The following is a 20,086-nucleotide window of genomic DNA, read 5'->3' as shown; positions in this document are numbered from 1 at the left end:
CCTACTTCTCCGCCACGGCCGCCGGGGCTGGTTGCCAGCGTGAAGCGATCAACGAGCGCAGCCGCTGGAGGTCGCCGGCCCAGCCGCTCAGTCGGCTGATGCGGTAACCGTAGCGACGAACTTCCAGCAGCAGCAACCCGAGCCAGGCCAGCGCGACGACGAAGTTGCCAATGGCGAGCCCGAAGGGACCGAGGAACTTCGCGGTCACGCAGTAGCACGTCGCCGCGATCGCGAGAAGCGGCAACATCACGCGCACGAACAACGCGCGCACGTCGCCCGAAACATTGATGTAGGCCACGAGGGGCGATGCGACTGTCTTGACCAGCACGAGGCCGCTGACAATGCACAGCATCCACGTGAAGATCTCCGTGACACTGGGGTCTCCGGTCACTGCCTTTAGATACGGAATACCGAGCGCGAGGAAGCCGATGAGTGTCGCGAACCCCACGTACGCCGACAGCCGCAGGAAACCGTCGGTCAACCGGAACGCCTCGGTGCGATCACGGGCGTGAGAAAGCGCAACGCTGTTCTGATAGCCGAAGATGGCAGGCGCGACGTTTGCAACGTTGGCTGCGTTCTTCGCCACGCTGTAGCTGCCGACCACCGACAGCGGAGCGAAGAACGACAGCACCAGCGCGTCGATGCGATAAATGATCGCCGTGCCTACGCTGACCAGATGCACCCAGATCGAGTAACCACCCAACGTCCTCAGGATGAATCTCGGGTCAACATCCTTGCGCAGGCTCGTCCCGGCAAACGACAGATTCAGCGCCGGGCGCGCGAGGAACGCCCAGACGGCGACCACCACCACCGACACCATCAGGTCCTTGATGAACAGGTACTGCAAGGTCGGCTTCCACAACAGGCCGGTCAGCAGGATCAGGTTGACCGAGTAGCGCAGAACGTTCACTCGCGTCACGAGATACTGCTGATAGCGAGCACTTGCATAGACAGCGAGCGGCGAGATCAGGCATTCGGCGATAGTGATCACCGTCAGCGACAGAACAGCCCAGAGAAAGCCCGGCTGGCCATATACGCCAGGCAGTGTCCATGCGAGCACCATTCCCGCCGCAGCCATCGGCAACGCCTTCATGCAGTTGAATGCCATGAAGTTCAGGAGGAAGCGCGGCGCATCCGTGCCATACAGGCGATGGTCGCGCAGGATGATGCTCTCGATCGACAGATTGAGGATCTGCACGAGCGCGGTGAAACCGGCGACCACGCCCATGACGCCGTAGTCTTCGCGCGGCAGGAATCGCACGATCAATGCCATCGCAGCCATCTGCGCGACGATGATGAAGCCGCGATCCAGGAAGGCTGACGCGACGTTGCGCACCAGGGCGCGGTTCATACGAGACTCATCCTGACGTTCCAGGCCAGGGATTCCCCGCCGGAGAGCATCGCCATTGGGAACGCATTCGGATTGAACAGCCGCCCGATGATGCGCGGATAGGGTTTGCGTTCGTTGCGATAGCGAAGGAACGTTCGCAGGCCGGGAACAGCGAGAATCGGCCCCGACATCCAGGACGGCAGCGAGCGCGTGCCCGCCCAGCCGTTGCATACCTTGATGACCTCCTTGCGATGTTCGCTGGGAAGCATGCGGGCATGCACCACCCACTCGTCGGCGTGGTCGCGTACATACAGCATCGGCTGCATCACGCGACCGCAGGAAGCGTTCTCGATCTCGATGACGACGGACATCTCCGGCCCATCGAGCCGCGCCGAGCGAACTGCATACTGATGGTAAACGTCGCTGCGCCGGTGCTGTATCGTCTTTCCCGCGATCTGCGCCGTGCTGAAGAACTCGCGCCGGAAGCGGAAGCGCATGACGAAGTCCATGAGGATCGTGTCCTCGAGACTGTGCAGCGTCGCTTGGCGATGCAGGACGGTTCCTTCCACGCGTGCAGCCGTGCGCAAGGACCAGTAGCCCTCTGGCATCCGCACGACGTGACGACTGGCCGACCGAGTGTGATCGCCCTCGTACTCTTCGACCTCGCGCTCATGCCTGTACCCGATGCCTGGCTCGAGCGAGAAAAAGCCCGATGAGTCCGCAGTCTCGATTCCCCATGGGCGAATCAGATTGCGACCCGCGTGATGCAGTTCGGCAATGACGCCGCGATCGACGCGCCACGTCAGCATGCGATCCTCTCACGCACGCATTCACGCCACTGGCTGCTGAACCGCTCCCATGAGTGATTCTCGGTAACGTATCGCCGGGCCGCGGATGCGTAGTAGTCGTAGTCGTTTTCGATGTCGGCGATGCGGCGCAGGATGTCGTCAGCCACATTCTCCCCCGACTGGTCGAACACGAATGCAGGAAGGTGGCACCGCAGCTCCGGCCCGACGCCGACGTTGCTCATCACAACAGGCGTTCCGCAACTCATCGCCTCGAGCGGCACGAGACCGACGGACTCGAAGCGGCTCGGAAAGATCACGAGCCGGTAACGCCTGTAGACATCGGGCATCCGTTCCCGGTCCACGACACCGAGATAGCCCAGATCGACGCCCGGATCGGCGTTCGTCACGCAATCGATCGGCAGGCCGCGGCGTGCGAGCGACTCGAGGATGTCGAAGCCCTTGCCGTATCGATGGTAGGAACCTACGAACAGGTAGCGGCTACGAGCCCGGTCATGCACCGGCCGGAACTGTTGCGTGTCGATGCCATTCACGATGACGCGACTGACTTCGATGCCCTGGCGCTTCAGGATCTCCGCCAGAAATCCCGACACGGCAACGACCTTTCTCCCTTTCGCTGCCCGCTGCTGCACGAACGCGTGCCACGACAGCGACCAGTACTGGCGGCGCGACAGATGAGCCCGCAGATGGTCGCGAAATCCAAGGTACGACCCATGGAACACACAGAGTACGTTCGGGTGATCGATCCCCCAGGCGAACTCCCCGTTCGCGATCACCATGTCGTAGTCGCGCGGATCGAGTTTGCGAAATCTCGCACTTGTCACGGCGGGCAAGCCCACCAGGCGCCGCACGACGCTGCGCGCTCCACCCTCGTCGTCGGCCGTCAGCAGGCTCACGTTGTGACCGTCCGCTTCGAGAACGGACCGCAGCATTGCGTTCACGGATTCGACACCGCCATTGAAGCTCGCGTACGGCGTGACGATGAGGACGTTCATCGCCGCAGCGCCTGCACGACCCGGCCCGGCAGAATGACGAACGGCCGGATGAAAAAGATGTAGCCTTCGATCAGCGCGTAGAGAACCATCGCTGTCGACTGCCCGTACGGAATACCGAGCTTCTTCCGGGAAGCATCGAAGTACTTCTTGAAGAAGTACCGCGTGTAGTAAACGGTCCAGTAGTACCGGCTGAAGCGGTCGACACGCTGGCCACCTGTCGCGACCTCCGACGGATGCAGATGCACGGCGTGCGCTTCATTCGTCACGAGCACACGATGTCCGTCCAGGAAGGCGCGCATCTGGACGTCGCTCTCCTCGCGGAATCCGTTGCCCTTCGAATAGAAGGCATCGAGGCCGTAGCCGAGCAGCAGCGAGCGCCGTGTCATGAAGATGCCGTGAGTGAACGGCATCTGCACATCCCCTTCGAAACGTGCGTCCGTATTGACCTTGAACCGCAGCCGGTCGAATGGTCGCTGTACCAGCAACCCGTTGCCGAAACGATGAATCGCCGCCTCGATCTCCTCGTCCGGCAATCGATAGAAATGGCGGCCCGACACCACTTCCGCGGCGCCCTCCTCCAGCTTGCGACGACAGGTGGCGGAGTAGCCCGGCCCGAGAAAGTCGTCGTCGTCGCAGAACAGGACGAACTCGTTGGCCGCCTCGCGAACTCCGCGCATTCTCGAGTACGCCGCTCCCTGGCGTTGCTCGTTGCGCAAATAGGTGATCGCCAGATGCGGAGCGCGTTCACGCAATCCTTCGACGACGGTCCGCGTATCGTCGGTGCCGGCATCGTCGACGACAATCAGCTCCGTCACTCCCTCCTGCGGAAGCCACGACGACACGACACGCCGAAGCGTGTAAGCGCGGTTGCGCGTGGGGACGACGATGGAGATATTCGGTGACACCGCTGCAATGCCGTCGGCCTGTGGGAAATTTCACTCTCGGTCGCGTGTGGCGACGCACACTAGAGCCGGAGCGTTAAAGCACGATGACGATCCGGCGCCCGCGTCAGGCCGGTACCGGAAGCGGCAACGCGGTCGCAGCGCCCGGGAAGATGCCTCCCGCACTGCGCTCCTCCACGACCTGCTCCATGAGCGTCAGATCGATGCGGGAACGCTGGTCGGCGAATCCATGGATGAGCGCGGTTTCGCATAGCTGATTCACCAGTCGCGGGATTCCGCACCCGCGCGACCAGGCGAGGTCGATGGCCTCCGTCTCGATCAGATCTGGAGCGCCACCGGCGACTTTGAGCCGATGCCGCACGTACATCCGCGCTTCCTGCAGCGTCAACGCCGGCAGGTGATAGTCGATCCCGATGCGCTGCGCGAACTGCCGCAGATCCGTGCGGCGCAGCGTCTCGCGCAACTCGGGCTGGCCGACGAGGATCGTCTGCAACACCAGGTGGCGATCAGCGTTGACGTTCGACAGCACGCGCAGCTCCTCGAGCATCTGAGGGTCCAGATTCTGCGCTTCGTCGACGATGAGCAGCACCCGCTGGCCGGCTGCGTAACGCTCGACGAGGAAGTCCACGAAGGTCTGGTACAGCTCCGCATCGTCCTTCTTCTGATACGGCAAGTCGAAGGCGAGACACACCCACTGCAGCAATTTGCCGAAGCTCGCGTTGGTGTTCGCAATCATGCCGACGCAGACCTCGGGTCCGAGCCGGGACAACAGCCGGCGCAGCAACATGGTCTTTCCCGATCCCACCTCGCCCGTAAGCAGGGCGAACCCCGTGCGGTTCATAACGGCATATTCGAGCATCATCGCCGCGAACTGGTGGTGCCGCGACGGATACAGGAAGGCCGGATCCGGCACCAGCGCGAATGGCTTCTCCCGCAGACCGTAGTAGGACTCGTACATGGTGCGGTTCTCAGTAACGCGGGATGCGCTCGCGCGAACCGTTCAGCACGGTGCCTACGAACGGCAGGCCCTTGAGCAGTTCGAGCGTGTGAGTCACGTCCTCGCGACGCGTCTTGCCTTCGCTCATCACCAGCAGGCCCGCCTGGAGATTGCGCGAGAAAGCGAGCGCGTCGTCGGCCTGCAGCACAGGTGGCAGATCGAAGATCACGATTCGATTCGCATAACGCGCACGTATCTCTGCAACGAGCTCGGCTGTACGCGACGATGCGAGCAACTCCGACGACGTCTCCTGCGCGGCGCGGGCGGGCAGCACGGTCAGGCGCTCGTATCCCGTGACCTTGAACATGGCGTCGCGGCTCGCGCGGCGATCGATGAGGCAGTCATCGACCCCGACGGTGGGCTCATGGTGGAAGCGACGATGAATCGACGGATTTCGCAGGTCGAAGTCGACGAGAAGAACGGTTCGTGCGGGATCCGCCGCGATGGCAATCGCGAGATTGATCGCAGTCAGCGTCTTGCCCTCGCCTGACGCTGCACTCATGACACCCAAGGTCGTCGCGCCGAGCGTATCGAGTTCGCGCAGCACGCGGGTGCGCAGCATCTTGTACGCGCCGCCATAGGGACCGGCTGCGTTGGGTGGCAGGATGCGTTCGTTCTCGCGCACCTGCGGATCGAGCTCGATCGCAGGCGTTCGGAACATCACCGTGTCGGTGAACTCGACCGAGTCATCCTGCGGGGGCACGACAGTGAAGCGGCCGTCGGCCAGCGATGAACGCTGCGCGAACGCGCGCTCCAGAGCCCTTGTTATCTTCTCCACGCTCGCCCCCTCAACCGGTCAACCGTCGCAGCGCGACGAGCCACAGCACGTCGAGCGGGCGATACAGGAAGTGCGCAGCCGTGACCGCAAGCACCACGGCTCCCGCGGCACTCGCCATCGATATGCGACGGACTTTCGTACGCTGTATTGCTGCCGCAGGCGTATCGAGCCACGGCAGCACCGCAAGCGGCATGGAAGGCGGCAGCAGCGCTTCTACATCACGGCGGCCGCGGATGCTCGTATCGAGACCTTCGAGCACGACGACTGTGCCGACGGCCATTCCCGAAGCAGCGATGAATCCAAGGACGAGGATCGCAAGCCGGTTGGGGCTCACCGGCTCTTCCGGCGGCAGCGGCGGCTCGATCAGCGTGAAGCGTTCGCCCTTGCGCTCGACTTCCAGGTTCTTGGCGAGCGTCGCTTCCATCTGCTTCTGCCGCACTTCGCGATACTTGAGCTGCGCATTCTCGAGGTCGCGCAGCATCGCCCCGTACTCACGCTCGACTTGCGGCGACTGGGCCAACTGACCTTCCAGCTCGGTGACCCGCTGTCGGATCGCCCGCGCCTTGCCGCGCAACGATTCGCGCTCAGCCAGCGACGCCTGATGCTGGGCGCTCACCTGAATGTAGGCGGGATTGTCCGGCTTGTCCGTCACTGCGGTCGTCGTCAGAGGCGCAGCGCGCATGGCCGCTTCGATGGAATCCACAAGCCGCTGCAGCTGTTGCACGTCGGGATGATCCGGCGCGTATCGCTCGCGAGCCTGCGCGAGCTGGCCTTTCGTGTCCTCCAGCTGGCGTGCCAGTTCGTTGCCATCCTGAACCTTGCCGACCTCGCGCTCGAGACCTTCGATCTCACGCTTCATGCGAGTGATGTCGGGATGATCCGGCGAATAGACCGCGCTGGCGCGCGCGTACTCGGAACGCAGGATCTTCAAGCGGTCCGACGGCGAAAGGACGCGCTCGCCGGTCGACGAGAACATCTGTGACGACGGCTCCAGCTGAGCGAGCTGCGCTTCGAGATAGAGCACCTGCTGATCGAGGGAGCGAATGCGTGTCTCCGTCTCCCGCAGTTCATCCTCGGCCCGCGTGATGAACTGCAGATTGAGCGCCATCCGCTCAGGCAAAGCGCCGACGTGCTTCTCCTTGAACTCCGCCACGCGGCTTTCTGTTTCGCCGATCTGCTCGCTCAGACGCTGCGCTTCGGCGGACAGGAAGGTGGCCGTATCGTCCGCAAGCTGCTTGCGACTCTCGATATTCTCGTTGAGATACAGCGTCGTAAGCTCGTTCGCGACTCGCGCTGCGAGCATCGGAGAACGGCTGTCGAAGCTCACGGAGAAAGCGATCGTGGCCTTGGTCGCGCGACCCAGGCGAGGATCGACCACGTCCGCGCTGATCATCGAGAAGCGGATGTCGTCGCGCATGCGCTGCATCAGCACTTCGCGCGGTTCGCTCTCGCGCTCGCTCGGATACAGGTTGTAGCGATCGATGATCCGCATCAGGTTCTCGGTCGTCATGACCCGCTGGCTGATCGTCTGGATTCGCTGGTCTGCATAGCTCGACACCATCGAGCGCACCAGATCCGATGGCACTTCCTGCTGCTCGATCAGGATCGTCGCAGTTGAGCGGTACATGGCCGGCCACAGGAATGCCGCCGCAATCGCGAGCACCAGCACCGCCGCAGCGACGATGATGGCGGGCTTGCGGCGCCGGTGCAGCGCCGCGATCTGGTCCGCCAGCGAAGGAGGACGCGGTGCAGCTATGGATTCTGTGCTTGTCCGTTCCATACCAGACTCAACAATGCTCGGTAACTCTCGGCGCGCCCGGAGCGGGTGTCATATTCCTGGGTCGATCCGCTCAGGGACAACGCCACGCTCCAGCTCTGGGCCAGGCGCCAGTCTGCCCGCAGATCAAGACGGCCGTATGTCACTTCAGAAAAAGCTGTTCCCGGCTGCGGCAACAGGTCCTGGTTGCGGATCCAGCTGGCCGTCAGCCCCGTTTTGAACCGCTCGGTCAGGCGACGATCGGTACCGAACGAGATCTGGTCCCGCCGCGTCAGCACGCCACGACCGGTGGGGGTCAGGTCCCGCCCCACTCTCGTGAAGACATTCCAGGTTTCGTCGCGGCGCGAGATGTCGACCGAGAAGACACCACCGACATCGTCGCCATACACGTTGCGAACCAGCGCCGGGCCGGCCGACAGCTCCGTGCTCCAGAGCGAATCGATCTGATAGTTCCAGGCAGTGCGCAGACTCACATCGCGCGTGGATTCTGTCTGATGATCGACATCGAGCACCGATCCCTGGGCTGTCACCGTGAGCGAACTGCGCTCGGTCATGCTGAACCGCGAGAACAGCGACATGGCGCTGTATGTGTAGTCCACCAGCCCGGTGAAGTCGGCGTCGACATAGTGATTGCCGAGCCAGTAGAGCTGAGCACCGGTCTGCACTCTTTCGCTCATGATCCACGTCGGCCCGGCCGAGGCGCTGACGCCCTCATGGCGCCGGTTGGCCTGCACGATGCCAGTGGAGCCGATTTCACTGGTCAGCGTCGAGTCATGAGTCAGGTTCAGCGACGCATCCCATCGCGACCGCTCTGCCGTATGGGCAAAGCGCGCGACGAGATATTGATCGTCGCTGTTGAGCGATTCCTCGGTTTGATAGCGCGAACTGCGCAGTCGCGGCTGAACGGAGAAAGTCGTCCGGTCCGTTCGACGCACGATATCCGCCCGCAGCTCGGCGACGGCACCCGAATCGCTGCCGGAGTTTTCGAACAGCATGCGCGGATTGTCGGTGTAGTCTGCAGCGACGTGCGCGTCGGGCTTGATCAGCCATTCGGCTGCGTGCGCACCGCCGCCCGCAAGCAGCCCTGCGCAAGCGACTGCGACATGGCTGCGCAGCCCGGTGTTCACGGAACGACGACCGTATCGCCGCTCTTCAGCAGGATGTTCTGCTCGAGCTTCCGGCCGGCCTGGACATCGCTATAGCGAAAGCGCAGTGCCGTCTGCTTGCCCTGCTCGCGCCTGAGGATCTGAATGTCATCGAGCGCTGCGAAGGGCGTTGCGCCGCCCGCGAGGCTGAGCGCCTGCATGACGTCGACGGGCTGACTGAACGTGAACTCCCCGGCCCGATTCACCTTGCCGAGCACGTAGACGCGATTGCCGCCGATCTGCTTCACCGCAACGGTCACGACGGGATCCGGAATGTATTTGACGAGGCGTTCCTGCAACTGCGTGCGCACCTGCTCGACGCTCTTGCCGGCGGCTGCCAGATCTCCGACGAGCGGAAAGGACAGTCCGCCGTCAGGGCGTACGAGCACTTCGCTCTGTAGATCCGTTTCCTTCCAGACCGAAACGATCAGGATATCGCCCGGCTGCAATCGATACGCGCCCGCTTCGTCTGCGTGCGCGTTCGATCCCGAGAAGAAACTGGTTCCCAACGTGAACGCCGCGGTGATCGCTAACCAGGACGGAAGAAAGCTTCGTGCGGCATTCATGATGAGCTGTTCGAACTGCCTGGAAGTTACTGTGCAGGTGCCAACCGGTTGCGCCGGCCGAAGAAGCCGAGCGCGCCCATGCCCGACAGCAGCAGCCACACGGCAGCCGGCAGCGGAACCGGGGCAAAGCTTGCGTTGAGGTTGTAGAGACCCATCGTGCCGTCGGCGCTACGTGCGTACACCGCCGTGAACAGCCGCGTCGGTCCCGCGAGGAACAGGCTGAACGACTGACTGCCCTCGTACGTCTGCCACAACCCGTTGAAATCGGTCACGAGCAGCTGAAGCGACTGCAGCGACTCGGGCCAGCCGAGATCCTTCAGGCGGACACTCACCGTGCCGGCGGTATCGACCGTCAGCGTGTGCGCGCTCAAGCTCGAACCCCACACGAGCTGCGTGTTGTTCAGCGAGCTGCTGCCGCTGCCCTGCATGAGCGCCGTGAGCGGCGCGCCCTGAAAAGGCGACGTGCCCGACGAAACGAAATCGGCACGCGCCTGGATCGACAGCGCGAGACCGAACATCAACGCGACTGAAGCCGCGAGCCTGCGAAAACTGACGTTCATGGTTGGGACTCCATTTCAAGGGAAGAGCGTGGCTCATCGACGGATCTCAGATTGGGTGCGCGGTACACGTACTTTTCGTACAGGTACCGTCGCAGGCTGTTGCCCAGCTCTTCTTCCTCCTCGGCGATGCCCGCCCGCACGGACACGCTTTCAGGATCGTTCTTGCGAATGCTCGACAGACGCAGTCGGGCATACGAGCGCTGGATGCCGCTCATCGCAATCAATTGAATATCGTCAGGATCGACGCGGTACGGTTCGTCCGCGCCTTCGTTGATGATCGAATCGAGCCGCATCGCGTCCAGCTCGAAGTGACGAAACAGCTCGGTACCGGATTCGACGAACACCGGGACCAGGTTCTTGCCCCGCACCTGCAGGTCGTAGAGCGGCGCGAGGCGCCCGAGCATGACCTTGATGGCGAAGCGGATGATGTCGGAGTCGCGGACGCCGAGGCGTCGGGCAAGCTTCTTCACGTTGCGAATGTCCGCTGCATTCATGCGGATAGAGACAGCCTGCTTGCGCGTATCCATCGAAGCCTCCCATTCGTCGTTATCAGTTCTGATCGGGACGGCGATGCCGTGCGACCCGCGGACGGCATGCTCTGGGAAGCAAATGACAAGACTTTGACAATTGGGTTACGGCGACGCGCCAGCACCCCCGGCGGAGTGACCTGGACGGCCTCCGCTCTCCCGTGAACCGGGCATTTCGATTTTTGCGGCCGCTTCAATTCAATTTGCAGCGGCCGGTCGAACTATCCGTTGCGATTCAAGAATTCGTCTTTCGCGCTCTATTCCTGTACGCGTCGGGCAACGCCCGCGAGTCCAATCAGTCCAGATGCGAACAACCATACTGCGGTCGGCAGTGGCACCGGCGTGACGTCCTGCACGATAGCCACAAAATCCTGATAGTCGCGGTCGCCTGCTCCGAGCAGGTCTTCCCACGCGAGAATGTAGTCCTGCAGACCGAACACCTCGCCCTGCAGCGGACCCGAAAGGAATTCCGCGCCGGACCCGCCGTAGGCGTACATGTGATCGGCGCCATCTGCGTTGAGTTGAGTCCCGCTGTAGAACGTGCCGTTCGCCAGCGTGCTGAGATAGAAACCGAACGACGAGGTGGCGAGCGTCATGTGCGTCCACCCGATCGGATCTTCGGTGTTGTTGATCTCGCGGACGCTGACGCGCCAGCCGCCCGCGGCGAGCGGCGCCAGCCGGATCGTTGCGTAGCTGCTGATCGCATCGTTGCCTTCGAACACGGACAAGCGGCGGGTGGGATCGGCGAGGTCGTAGATGCCGAAGCCGTTGGACGCTGCATTCCCTGCGAGCTCGATGAGGATGCTGGCACCGCCCGTCGCGCCGACGGTGGTCCAGGCGGCATCAGAACCTTCATCGACGCAGCTCGAAACTGCGTTCGGAGCAGCGCCACCCAGCAACGTCGTCAGACTGTTCTGCAGCGTCGGTTCACCGGACGCGCCGAACGTGCACTGCGCCTGAGACTGTTGTGCCGCGAGCGAAATGACGCCGAGTGCCGCAACGTGCGTGAGATGACGGATGGACCTGCGCATCGAACTGCCTCTCCCCTGTGGTGCTGGGCAGCATCGTGCGTGTCGGCCGTGATTCAGACATGAACCGTCATTGACATCTTTACGGCAATCTTGCAGTACGGTTGCGCCACGATATCGCGACGCTGTGTCCTGCCGTTGTCTGACAGAGAGTTAGCGCAAGGTCTTACTGTGAGCGCGTACCTACTGACGCGCAGCTGCAATGCGTCCCGTGACGGTCATGATTGCGCGCGATGAAAGAAGAATGTGGCCGTTGGCCCGAGAGCACTGTGTCACTCCCGCGAACGCGGGAGTCCTCCGAAGCTCGGTGCTGCCACGGAAAGGTGAATTCCCGCTTAGCGGGAATGACAGAGTCGGGAATCTGGCTGGCGACTGATCTGGCGGTCTGCCGGAAAGATGGATTCCCGCGTTCGCGGGAATGACGGAGTCGGAAACCTGGCTGGCGGCTAGTAGCTGGCCGGCTAAGAAATCGCCGGCGCTCCGTTCGCCGACGGATCATCCGCGGCTTCGTCGAGGTCGATCCGGCAGTGATCGAGAAAGATGCCGAGCTTCGCGAGCGCGTCGATGGCCACGGCGACGTGACGGCGATGCTCGTCGCGCATCGCTTGCTGGGTTGCGGCATCGCAGCTCATGAGCGCACCGACCAGCAGACTGTGATGCTGGTTCAGTGTCTGCAGCGACGTCGCCACCGCTCGATGCAATTCCGCGAGTCTCAGCTGGCTGCGCCCGCTGAGCAATGATCGCCTCACCGCCATTCCCACCTGCTCCCGATTTCTCTCTTTAGGGTGGCATGGCGAGACTAGGTCCGGGACGTTGCGAATTGGTGTCCAACTTGAACGACAACTGCAATCGCGCGTGTGACTGAGGCGGATGTCCACAGAGACTGTGGATAAGCTGCGGACAACGGGGCATTGACATGCGCGGTTTCGCGTCGATTCGCCTGCGCACGTTGGATTGATCAAAGTTTGAACAGCACTCAGCGAGCCACGGTCCGGGGTCGCGTCGGGCGCTTCGGCGGCTCCGATTTCGCGAGCAGCTTCGTCAGCTTCTTGCTGAGCGCCCGCAACTCGGCCTTCGCGCGCTTCGCCACCCGCTTCGCTTCCTTGAGAAGCTTGCGTGCCTCCTTGGCCCGCAGCTTCGCCAGGCGACGGCGTTCGCTTGCCTGCTGGCGCCGCTCCTCGAGGAGCGTCATCTTCTTGGTAATGCGTACCCGCTTCTTGGCCAGCTTCCCCACGATGTCATCCTCGTTGTTGATGTCGTCTCGCCATTACCGCCCGGCACGAAGCTTACTCCTGCGCACCGGCCCAGGCAGCGTCACAGCAACCGCCGCCAGATCAGCCCGAGCAGTGTCACGACGCCGCTCGCCACCACCAGCAGCATGACGCGCCAGAACGCGCCGGGCTCGTGCAGCCCCGGCATGCCGGCGACGTTCATGCCGAATACTCCCGTGATGAGCGTCATCGGGAGCAGCACCGCCGTCAGGATCGACAGCACGTAGAGATTCCGGCCGGTGCTTTCCGCGAGCCGGGAAGCCAGCTCTTCCTGCAGCAGTTTGGCGCGCTCATAGAGCTCCGCCACTTCCTCGATGGCGAACCCCAACGAGTCCACCTCGGCCTGCAGGCTCTCGGCATCCTTCGGATTGAACTGGGATGCCTGGCGGTGCAGGAACTTCGCCAGGTCCGTTCGCTCGGGAGAGAACTCACGACGCCACCGCGCACAGACACGTCGAGTGCGTCCGAGGTGCTCACGTTGCTCGCGGATGTCGCCTGCCAGGATCTCGTCTTCGATGTCATCGAGCCTGTCGATCATGCGCTGCGCGCGACGGCGCAGATGCAGCGTTCGCAGTTCCAGAACCTGCGCGACGAGCTCGAAACCCGACGCAGCCTGCGATGGGCCGCGCATCGCCAGGCGCAGGTCATCGATGCTCTTCAATGGGTGCATGCGCGCCGTGATCAGATGGCTCGCAGTCGCGTAGCACCACAGGGGCGCAACCTCCGAAGGATCAGAGGCCTCGTCGTACGAGAAATCATTCATCACCAGCAGGAGTCCATCATCGACCAGCTCGACGTGGCGATTGCCGTCGTGCTCCCGCAGTACCTCGCGCATCTCGTTCGGCACGAGCTGCGCTTCCAGCAGCCATCGGCGAGCGCGGCTCTCGCTCAGGTTGAAATGCAGCCAGGTGATGCTGTCCGGCTTCTCGAGCGACTCGAGCATCGTGTCCGCGGTGATTTCACGCGGCACGGCATCGCCGCCGAACTGGAATCCGCAGATCAGGCCGCGATCGGCGCCGACGCCTTCGGTCAGGAAGGCGGGGATGGGCCGCAGAGGTTCGCTCATGAGCAAATAGTGTTGCGACGGTTCTTTTTGGGTTGTGCGTCCGCCAGATGTCCGACATCTGACTGACATGCTCCGTGAACCGAAACGCTTAAGGGGCGTCGGATCGACGCCCACGATCTACCCTCTGTGTGACAGTTTGATGTCGATGCGCGATGGCCGCCCCCGGCTCACGCCTGCTGCAGTGCGTTGTTACCCGCCTCGCTCACCAACCTGGCCGCCAGCGACTCGGTGCCGTCCGGCGTATCGATCGTCGCCACGTGATAGAACTCGCCAGTGACGCGCTGCGGCGTCAGGTGCAGCACGCCATAGCCGCGGCGATAGAGATCGATGTACTTCATGTGCGGTGAAATGAATCGCAGCTGGCCCGCCAGTACGGCGGCCGTCGCCGCATCGGGCGCGGGTCCGGGCGATGTCACTGCCGGAGCCACGAACTCGACGCCCGCCACACCGCTCCCCGTGGCCGGGTTGTAGACCGACGGGTCCCAGGGGTTCGCCGTGAGATCGTTTGCCCAGCTCGAGTGAATGTCGCCGGTCAGCACGACGTTGTTCCCGATGCCGTTCGTGCTGAGGAAGTCGTACAGCCGTGCGCGCGCCGGAGCATATCCATCCCACTGGTCGGCGTTGAGCATCGTCGTGCCGAACGAAGTGCTCAGCTGGGCCATCATCACCTGCTGGCCCAGCACGCGCCAACGCGCACCACGCGTCTTGGACGACCACAACTGCTGTTCGAGCCACTGCTCCTGATCGAGACCCAGCAGCGAGCGCGACGGATCCGTGACGACCGGATCGTTCGTCGGCAGCTGCGATTCTCCCGTCTTGAACGCAGCCTGCAGGTCGCGGCCATGCAGGCGCGTGTCGAGCATGATGAGATCGGCGAGGTTGCCGATGCGGAAGCGGCGATAGATCTTGTCGTCGTTGCGCGAGGTCGAACGGATCGGCATGTACTCGTTGTACGCGCGAACAGCGTTGCGCTTGCGGATGTGCCACTCGCCCTCGCCTTCATGGGGGTTGTGATTCTCCGCGCCGTCCTTCCATGCATCGTTCGCGCTTTCATGGTCGTCCCAGACACAGATGAACGGATGCAGCCGATGCGCTTCCTGCAGATCCCGATCGGATTTGTAGAGCGCATGACGCAGCCGGTAGTCGGACAGCGTCAGGATTTCGTTCACAGGCACCACGTCGCGGATGCCGACCAGCGCCGGGTTTACATAACCCCCGAGCGGGTACTCATATATATAGTCCCCGAGGTGCAGGACCAGGTCGAGGTCCTGCCGCTCGGCAATCCGGCCGTAGGCATTGAAGTAGCCGTAAGGGAAATTCGAGCACGAGGCAAAAGCCAGCTTGAGCGAATTCACGCCGCCGACCGGCAGTGTCTTCGTGCGGCCGATCGGTGAACGGGCACCGCGGGCTTCGAACTGGTAGTAGTACGTCGCACCGGCTTCGAGATGAGTGACGTCGATCTTCACCGTGAAGTCGCAGGTGATATCCGTGGTGAACCATCCGGAACTGCACACCTGCTTCATCGTCGGGTCCGACGACAACCGCCAGCGCCCTTCGATCACATCATCGAGTTTGCGCGGAGTGACACGAGTCCAGAGGATTACGCGGTCGTGCAAAGGGTCGCCGCTCGCGACACCGTGGGAGAACGCTGCGTCGCGATCGACGGCATCCCGCCCCTGTGCAGCGAGCCATGGACTGGCGGCGAGACCTGTAGCAGACAAGGCGGCGACGAATTCGCGGCGGCTGATCGAGCGCATGGGTTGTTCTCCGGGTGCAGGTGCTGCGCCACTTTCATGCAGTCTCGTCCGCAATCTTTTCAGCGATGTGGCAGTTGGATTGCCGGGCCGCGCTCGAAGCAGTGTTCTATCGCTGCTCCGCCGGCGCCGCCGTGCCAAGTGCTGCGACCAATACCTCGACTAGCCCTCGCCCCGCACGGCCATCCTCGTCCAGCCCGGGATTGTAGATGGCCACTTCCAGACCCGTGGCCTTCCCACTCGCAAGGGCAATCCGAAGCGTCGCCGACAGTTCCTCGTATGACAGCCCGCCCGGCACGCGAAAGTCGACGGCGGGCATCAGTTCATCATCGAGACAATCCGCATCGATGTGGATGAAGAAGCCATCCAGCTCCGCTCGCGTGAGATGAGCAATCGCTGCACGGGCGGCATTCTCGACGCCCATGCGGCGCACGGCTGGCAGATCGAAGGTCCGCAGTTCCACGGGCAGCGGCTGACTGCCGAACTCGGCCTGATCTTCGTGATCACGATAGGCGAACGCCACTGTGTCTTCTGCACGCACCAGCGGTCGGCGACCTTCGATGTCGGTGAGCAGTGGCGGTCCGAAGCCCGTAACGAACGCCAGATCCATGGATGCGCCCTCTCCGTTCGGTTCGGCCTCAGGCTGGAAGAAATCCGCGTTCCCATCGATGAACAGCAGTCCGTAGCGGCCACGACGCCTCAACGCAAGCATCGTTCCCAGCACGATGGTGCAATCGCCGCCGAGCACGACGGGGAAGTCGCCCTCATCCAGTACCGTCCTTACGGCATCGGCGAGCCTGGGAGACCATTCAGCGATGGTCTTGCCGTGGAGCACCCGCGTTTCGGGATCGCGCATTCCATCCTTGGGCGGCGAGGAAAGCCGTCCGGCGTGGCGTGCCCGAATGCGTTCTGCAAGACCGAGATCGAGGAGTCGACTCGCCAAGCCTTCGACGCCGTCGCTCGACACGCCTAGCGCGGAAGGTGCTTCGAGGATGGCATACGGACGCGTGGCCATGATGACTCCTGTTGCTACGTAAGGAATCCGCGCCGTACCTCAAGGTTCCATGCACAATTCAGTTGGAGAACGGCGTCGTCGCCCGGCTTCGACTAGTTCGCGGCGCTCGCCTGCTTCTGCTGCGCCTGCAATCTCAGTTCATCAGCGCGATACCGATAGTCTTCGATCAGGTTCTCCTGCTCGACGCGCTTCAGCTTCAGGAACGGTTCCTTCTCCGCGAGGCTCGACCAGAACCCGCGGTCCTCGAAGCGGTCGAGCACTTCGGTGTTGAGGTTGTAGAGCGCGGCGTTACGATCGACACAAGTCTTGAACTCACGCTCACGCATCGCGAGCTGCGTCTTGACCGTCGCACGATCGGTCTCGACGTCCCGCAGTGTCTGCGCCGTCTCACGAAACTTTGTCACGAGCTCCTGCATCTGTCCGCGGGTATGTTCGAGCTGCTCTTCCGCCTGACGGCCCACCGCCTGGTCGCGATTGACCGATGCCGCCATCGCCTTGTTGCGACTTTCGAGTGAAGCTTTCGCGGCCACCGCCTGCTGCGCTTCCTTCTTCACCGCTTCAAGCTCCTGCTTGAGCTTCGTGTTCTCCGCCTGCAGCGCCGCGCGCTCACTGGTCATCTGCTGCAACTGCTGCATGACCCGGGCATCCGCGTTCCCACTACGCTCCGTCTGCGCCAACGTGCCAGGCGCAGCCATGAGAACGAGTGGAAAAGTCAGTACCGCAACTCTAAGCTTCATGATCCTCTCCCTCTCTGGCTACAGCTCGCAGCTCGCCGCTAGGCAGCCAGCTGGCTCCACGCCCTCAGAACTGCCCATTCACATCCAGCTGCCACACATCGATCCCAAGCGGCGGCCCGTCCACCTCATTGGCGCTCAGGTACCGCAGACGTACCCACGCACCGCGTGCCAGCCCGAGATCGAAGCCAAGCTGATAGCCCTTGGCATCAGTACCACCGAGGTGGAAGTCGGAGTCCGTGAAGGCATCCAGAACCGCATCGCGCTCGAGATAGCGATAGAGCATGAATGCGCGCCAGTCCCACAGCGCGGCGACAGTCGGCTGGCCCACGATGACGCCCACTTCGTAACCTTCCACGCGCTCGTCGATCGTCTGACCGGTCAGCGCAGCGACGTCATCCTGATCCCACCCGACGTTCTTGACGTACTCGCCGCCAACCATGACGTGCGTGCGACCGAAACCGAGATCGAGCAGCACATTGGCGCTCGCGAGGCTGTACTCGCCCGCCAGTGCATAGAGATTGGTCGTCGTGTCGTTGTCGTTGCGAATGTCGAATACGGTGTTGCCCTTCTGCAGGAACCGGGGCGCGGTGTAGTCGTACACGTCGCTGTCGAGCGTGTTGCGGATACCGGTGACGTTCTCGTAGTCGTAGTACGAAGCGGTGAAGCGCAGGAAGGAATCCGTGCCGAAACCGATCTGCGTTCCGAGCTGCGCGCCGTAGAGCCACTTGTCGTCCTTCGAGAGCTCGACCTCCTGCAGCGAGAACGCGCCGAGCGTCAGGAACAGGCCGCGCTCCATGCGCTCCGATGATGTACCGAAGAAATCCATCGCGTAGGTCGCGGACAGGCCCTCGAAGGTGACGTCGTTGTCCCAGAGAAGCTCATTGTTCGTCACGAACGGATTGCTGAAGCGGCCGAACCGGACATCCATCTCGCGATCCTTCGCCGAGTTGACCGGATTCCAGAGGACGGCGGCCTTGTCGACGTTGAACTGCCATCGTCCACCGTAGTTGCCGAGCGTCTGGTTGGTCGAGACCGCAGACAATGCGTTGCCGCCCGTCAGACGAAAATCGAGCGCGAAGGAATTGCCCAACTGAACCATCGCGCCGGTACGCAGCCGACCGACGAGACGGTGTCGGTCTTCAGTCGTGTTGAGCAGCGCATCGACGCCCGCACGCCCGACGCCGCCTGCGGCGTTCACTTCGTTGAAGTTCAGATACACGTTGGTCGCGTTGTCGTCAGCGTACGTGTCGCTCTCAAAGCGCGATCTCACGTCGCCATACAGGCGAACGTTCTTGATCCATTCCGGCAGTGCACCCGGCACGCCCCAGCCGTCCGCCTGCGCTTGCGCCACGACCTGCTGAGTCACGTCATCCTTGATCCGCGCGCTCACTTCCTGGCCGATCTGCTGACGAACGGTTTCCGGCACATAGGTGACGCGCACGGCGCCGGCTTCCGCGGCATCTCGATCCGACTGCGCTTTCGCAGTCGCACTGGCCTTGGCTTGAGCGGACGCGACCATGGATTCTGCCTGCTCGCGTGTCATGACGCCCTTCTGCACCAGCGCTTCGAGCAGATTGATGACGGTGTTGCGGACTTCGTCGAACGATTGCGTCGACGTCTGCGCCAGCGTCGGAGAGCTCACGGCCATCAGCGCAAGGACGACCGCGGCCCGAAGTCCCCGGCTTTGTTGCATTGCCACCTTGTTCACCTTCTCACCTTGATTGCTGCTCTTATCTCGACACGATTCGCAACGTGACCGGCTGAGGCATCTCGAGCGGAGGCGCCTCATCCATGCGGCTCATCTTCTGCAACGCCTCCTCGATGGCTCCGTCGAGATCGCGATCACCGGAAGTGCTCTGCAGCCGGATCTTCTCCACCCGGCCGTCCTGGCTGACCCACACCCGCACGCTCACCTGATACTTGCCGCGACGAACGCGCTCGTCGTCGGCGAGCAGGCTCTGAATGCTGTCCTTGAGCCGGTTCGTGTACCACGCGAACACGGCGCCACCGCCGCCGATCAGATCACTGCCCCCGCGACGCGCTGCCAGTCCGAAGCCATCGGCACCTGCGACGCCGTCGGCATCGATGCCGAGCTGTTCAGCGGGTGCCGCGTCATCGGGCGGCGCTTCCTCAGGCGTTTCCTGTGGCAGCGGCTCCTCGACCTTCTCCTCGGGCGGCGGCGGAGGCGGCGGCTCCGGCGGCGGAGGCGGCGGCCGCACGATTTTGATCACCTGCGCGACCTGCCGCTTCGGCGACTCGGGCTTGTCCTGCATCAGGCCGCGGATCCACACGACCAGGAAGCCCGTCACGATGAGAACGATGACCGCGCCCGCGATCATCGGCACATATCGGGCAAAGGATTTCTTGGACGTCACGCGTGTCTCGCCTTGCTTCCGCGGGGATGACGAATTCCTGTGTCATTCGTCACTTGACGACGCGCTGCGTCACGAGACCGAGTTGGGTAATCTCGAGCCGGCCCACGAGATCCAGTACATCGACAACCTTCTGATATTGGATCGTCGCATCCGCCTTCACGATCACCGGCAGATCGGGATCGGCAGCCTTGTACTGCGTCAGCAGGCGTTCGAGTTCCGCAAGCGTCACCGGATAGGTGTCGAGATAGATCGTGCCGTCGGCCGTGATGGATACGGCCTTGGTCTTGGGCTTGGCAATCGCCGGCGTTTCGCTCGCCTTCGGCAGATTGACGGTGATGCCCTGCACGGACGCCGTCGTCATGATGATGAAGATGACGAGCAGCACGTACGCCAGATCGAGCATCGGCGTGATGTTGATGTCGTCGTAGACGTCTTTTTCTTCGGCGGAGGCGGACAT

21 protein-coding genes are annotated in these 20,086 nt (G+C 62.8%); all 21 read right to left on the bottom strand.

Annotated elements, in window-relative coordinates:
* Position 1: 1 nt before the first annotated feature.
* The 21 genes from HNQ60_RS00505 to HNQ60_RS00405 all read right to left on the bottom strand — a co-directional run bounded on the left by HNQ60_RS00505 (position 2) and on the right by HNQ60_RS00405 (position 20,086).
* Positions 2-1,351, bottom strand: a complete 1,350-nt coding sequence (locus HNQ60_RS00505) for a lipopolysaccharide biosynthesis protein (RefSeq protein ID WP_184329069.1) — start codon at positions 1,349-1,351, stop codon at positions 2-4.
* Entirely contained in the window at positions 1,348-2,139 is a 792-nt protein-coding gene (locus HNQ60_RS00500) for a hypothetical protein (RefSeq protein ID WP_184329068.1), read from the bottom strand. Before HNQ60_RS00500 ends, HNQ60_RS00505 begins: the two co-directional genes overlap by 4 nt.
* Positions 2,133-3,131, bottom strand: a complete 999-nt coding sequence (locus HNQ60_RS00495; protein ID WP_184329067.1) for a glycosyltransferase family 4 protein — start codon at positions 3,129-3,131, stop codon at positions 2,133-2,135. The genes HNQ60_RS00500 and HNQ60_RS00495 overlap by 7 nt, the downstream gene beginning before the upstream one ends.
* A complete protein-coding gene (locus HNQ60_RS00490; protein ID WP_184329066.1) occupies positions 3,128-4,036 on the bottom strand; it encodes a glycosyltransferase family 2 protein in 909 nt (302 codons plus the stop codon). The genes HNQ60_RS00495 and HNQ60_RS00490 overlap by 4 nt, the downstream gene beginning before the upstream one ends.
* Before the next feature lie 103 nt (positions 4,037-4,139).
* Positions 4,140-4,991, bottom strand: coding sequence for an ExeA family protein (locus tag HNQ60_RS00485; protein ID WP_184329065.1), 852 nt, complete (start codon positions 4,989-4,991; stop codon positions 4,140-4,142).
* Between the two features lie 10 nt (positions 4,992-5,001).
* Positions 5,002-5,808 carry a CpsD/CapB family tyrosine-protein kinase gene (locus tag HNQ60_RS00480; RefSeq protein WP_184329064.1) on the bottom strand — a complete coding sequence of 269 codons (807 nt, stop codon included), beginning with the start codon at positions 5,806-5,808 and terminating at the stop codon, positions 5,002-5,004.
* A 10-nt stretch (positions 5,809-5,818) separates the two neighbouring features.
* Positions 5,819-7,588: a GumC family protein gene (locus HNQ60_RS00475; protein WP_184329063.1), complete on the bottom strand. Its 1,770-nt coding sequence runs from the start codon at positions 7,586-7,588 to the stop codon at positions 5,819-5,821.
* Entirely contained in the window at positions 7,561-8,712 is a 1,152-nt protein-coding gene (locus HNQ60_RS00470; protein WP_184329062.1) for a hypothetical protein, read from the bottom strand. The genes HNQ60_RS00475 and HNQ60_RS00470 overlap by 28 nt, the downstream gene beginning before the upstream one ends.
* Positions 8,709-9,296, bottom strand: a complete 588-nt coding sequence (locus HNQ60_RS00465; RefSeq protein ID WP_184329061.1) for a polysaccharide biosynthesis/export family protein — start codon at positions 9,294-9,296, stop codon at positions 8,709-8,711. Before HNQ60_RS00465 ends, HNQ60_RS00470 begins: the two co-directional genes overlap by 4 nt.
* A 26-nt stretch (positions 9,297-9,322) precedes the next feature.
* Positions 9,323-9,856 (bottom strand): VPLPA-CTERM sorting domain-containing protein, encoded by a 534-nt coding sequence (locus HNQ60_RS00460; protein WP_184329060.1) that lies wholly within the window; start codon positions 9,854-9,856, stop codon positions 9,323-9,325.
* On the bottom strand, positions 9,853-10,383 hold the full coding sequence (locus HNQ60_RS00455) for a HipA domain-containing protein (RefSeq protein ID WP_184329059.1): 531 nt from the start codon (positions 10,381-10,383) through the stop codon (positions 9,853-9,855). The genes HNQ60_RS00460 and HNQ60_RS00455 overlap by 4 nt, the downstream gene beginning before the upstream one ends.
* Positions 10,384-10,640: 257 nt before the next feature.
* On the bottom strand, positions 10,641-11,414 hold the full coding sequence (locus HNQ60_RS00450) for a DUF4114 domain-containing protein (protein WP_184329058.1): 774 nt from the start codon (positions 11,412-11,414) through the stop codon (positions 10,641-10,643).
* A 458-nt stretch (positions 11,415-11,872) separates the two neighbouring features.
* Positions 11,873-12,166, bottom strand: coding sequence for a hypothetical protein (locus HNQ60_RS00445; RefSeq protein WP_184329057.1), 294 nt, complete (start codon positions 12,164-12,166; stop codon positions 11,873-11,875).
* Positions 12,167-12,387: 221 nt separating this feature from the next.
* Positions 12,388-12,645, bottom strand: a complete 258-nt coding sequence (locus tag HNQ60_RS00440) for a hypothetical protein (protein ID WP_184329056.1) — start codon at positions 12,643-12,645, stop codon at positions 12,388-12,390.
* An 80-nt stretch (positions 12,646-12,725) separates the two neighbouring features.
* On the bottom strand, positions 12,726-13,748 hold the full coding sequence (locus tag HNQ60_RS00435; RefSeq protein WP_184329055.1) for a CorA family divalent cation transporter: 1,023 nt from the start codon (positions 13,746-13,748) through the stop codon (positions 12,726-12,728).
* A gap of 167 nt (positions 13,749-13,915) precedes the next feature.
* Complete coding sequence (locus HNQ60_RS00430) at positions 13,916-15,505, bottom strand: alkaline phosphatase D family protein (RefSeq protein WP_184329054.1); 1,590 nt, start codon at positions 15,503-15,505, stop codon at positions 13,916-13,918.
* 106 nt (positions 15,506-15,611) lie between these two features.
* The gene (locus HNQ60_RS00425; RefSeq protein ID WP_184329053.1) at positions 15,612-16,517 is read right to left on the bottom strand and encodes an arginase family protein; all 906 of its coding nucleotides are present in this window, start codon (positions 16,515-16,517) and stop codon (positions 15,612-15,614) included.
* A 92-nt stretch (positions 16,518-16,609) separates the two neighbouring features.
* Positions 16,610-17,254: a hypothetical protein gene (locus HNQ60_RS00420; protein WP_184329052.1), complete on the bottom strand. Its 645-nt coding sequence runs from the start codon at positions 17,252-17,254 to the stop codon at positions 16,610-16,612.
* Positions 17,255-17,318: 64 nt separating this feature from the next.
* On the bottom strand, positions 17,319-18,947 hold the full coding sequence (locus tag HNQ60_RS00415; protein ID WP_221303946.1) for a putative porin: 1,629 nt from the start codon (positions 18,945-18,947) through the stop codon (positions 17,319-17,321).
* A 37-nt stretch (positions 18,948-18,984) separates the two neighbouring features.
* The gene (locus HNQ60_RS00410; protein ID WP_184329050.1) at positions 18,985-19,629 is read right to left on the bottom strand and encodes a TonB family protein; all 645 of its coding nucleotides are present in this window, start codon (positions 19,627-19,629) and stop codon (positions 18,985-18,987) included.
* Positions 19,630-19,678: 49 nt separating this feature from the next.
* Positions 19,679-20,086 carry an ExbD/TolR family protein gene (locus HNQ60_RS00405; RefSeq protein ID WP_184329049.1) on the bottom strand — a complete coding sequence of 136 codons (408 nt, stop codon included), beginning with the start codon at positions 20,084-20,086 and terminating at the stop codon, positions 19,679-19,681.

It is taken from the genome of Povalibacter uvarum, assembly GCF_014202975.1.
Taxonomy (GTDB): Bacteria; Pseudomonadota; Gammaproteobacteria; order Steroidobacterales; family Steroidobacteraceae; genus Steroidobacter; species Steroidobacter uvarum.
The sequence above is the reverse complement of the archived record's forward strand: the minus strand, read 5'-3'. Positions and strand labels throughout refer to the sequence as shown.

Coding starts and splice junctions, on each gene's coding strand:
- HNQ60_RS00505 (WP_184329069.1), bottom strand. CDS start 1,351: ATGAACCGCGCCCTGGTGCGCAACGTCGCGTCAGCCTTCCTGGATCGC.
- HNQ60_RS00500 (WP_184329068.1), bottom strand. CDS start 2,139: ATGCTGACGTGGCGCGTCGATCGCGGCGTCATTGCCGAACTGCATCAC.
- HNQ60_RS00495 (WP_184329067.1), bottom strand. CDS start 3,131: ATGAACGTCCTCATCGTCACGCCGTACGCGAGCTTCAATGGCGGTGTC.
- HNQ60_RS00485 (WP_184329065.1), bottom strand. CDS start 4,991: ATGTACGAGTCCTACTACGGTCTGCGGGAGAAGCCATTCGCGCTGGTG.
- HNQ60_RS00475 (WP_184329063.1), bottom strand. CDS start 7,588: ATGGAACGGACAAGCACAGAATCCATAGCTGCACCGCGTCCTCCTTCG.
- HNQ60_RS00465 (WP_184329061.1), bottom strand. CDS start 9,296: ATGAATGCCGCACGAAGCTTTCTTCCGTCCTGGTTAGCGATCACCGCG.
- HNQ60_RS00460 (WP_184329060.1), bottom strand. CDS start 9,856: ATGAACGTCAGTTTTCGCAGGCTCGCGGCTTCAGTCGCGTTGATGTTC.
- HNQ60_RS00455 (WP_184329059.1), bottom strand. CDS start 10,383: ATGGATACGCGCAAGCAGGCTGTCTCTATCCGCATGAATGCAGCGGAC.
- HNQ60_RS00450 (WP_184329058.1), bottom strand. CDS start 11,414: ATGCGCAGGTCCATCCGTCATCTCACGCACGTTGCGGCACTCGGCGTC.
- HNQ60_RS00445 (WP_184329057.1), bottom strand. CDS start 12,166: ATGGCGGTGAGGCGATCATTGCTCAGCGGGCGCAGCCAGCTGAGACTC.
- HNQ60_RS00435 (WP_184329055.1), bottom strand. CDS start 13,748: ATGAGCGAACCTCTGCGGCCCATCCCCGCCTTCCTGACCGAAGGCGTC.
- HNQ60_RS00430 (WP_184329054.1), bottom strand. CDS start 15,505: ATGCGCTCGATCAGCCGCCGCGAATTCGTCGCCGCCTTGTCTGCTACA.
- HNQ60_RS00425 (WP_184329053.1), bottom strand. CDS start 16,517: ATGGCCACGCGTCCGTATGCCATCCTCGAAGCACCTTCCGCGCTAGGC.
- HNQ60_RS00420 (WP_184329052.1), bottom strand. CDS start 17,254: ATGAAGCTTAGAGTTGCGGTACTGACTTTTCCACTCGTTCTCATGGCT.
- HNQ60_RS00415 (WP_221303946.1), bottom strand. CDS start 18,947: ATGCAACAAAGCCGGGGACTTCGGGCCGCGGTCGTCCTTGCGCTGATG.
- HNQ60_RS00405 (WP_184329049.1), bottom strand. CDS start 20,086: ATGTCCGCCTCCGCCGAAGAAAAAGACGTCTACGACGACATCAACATC.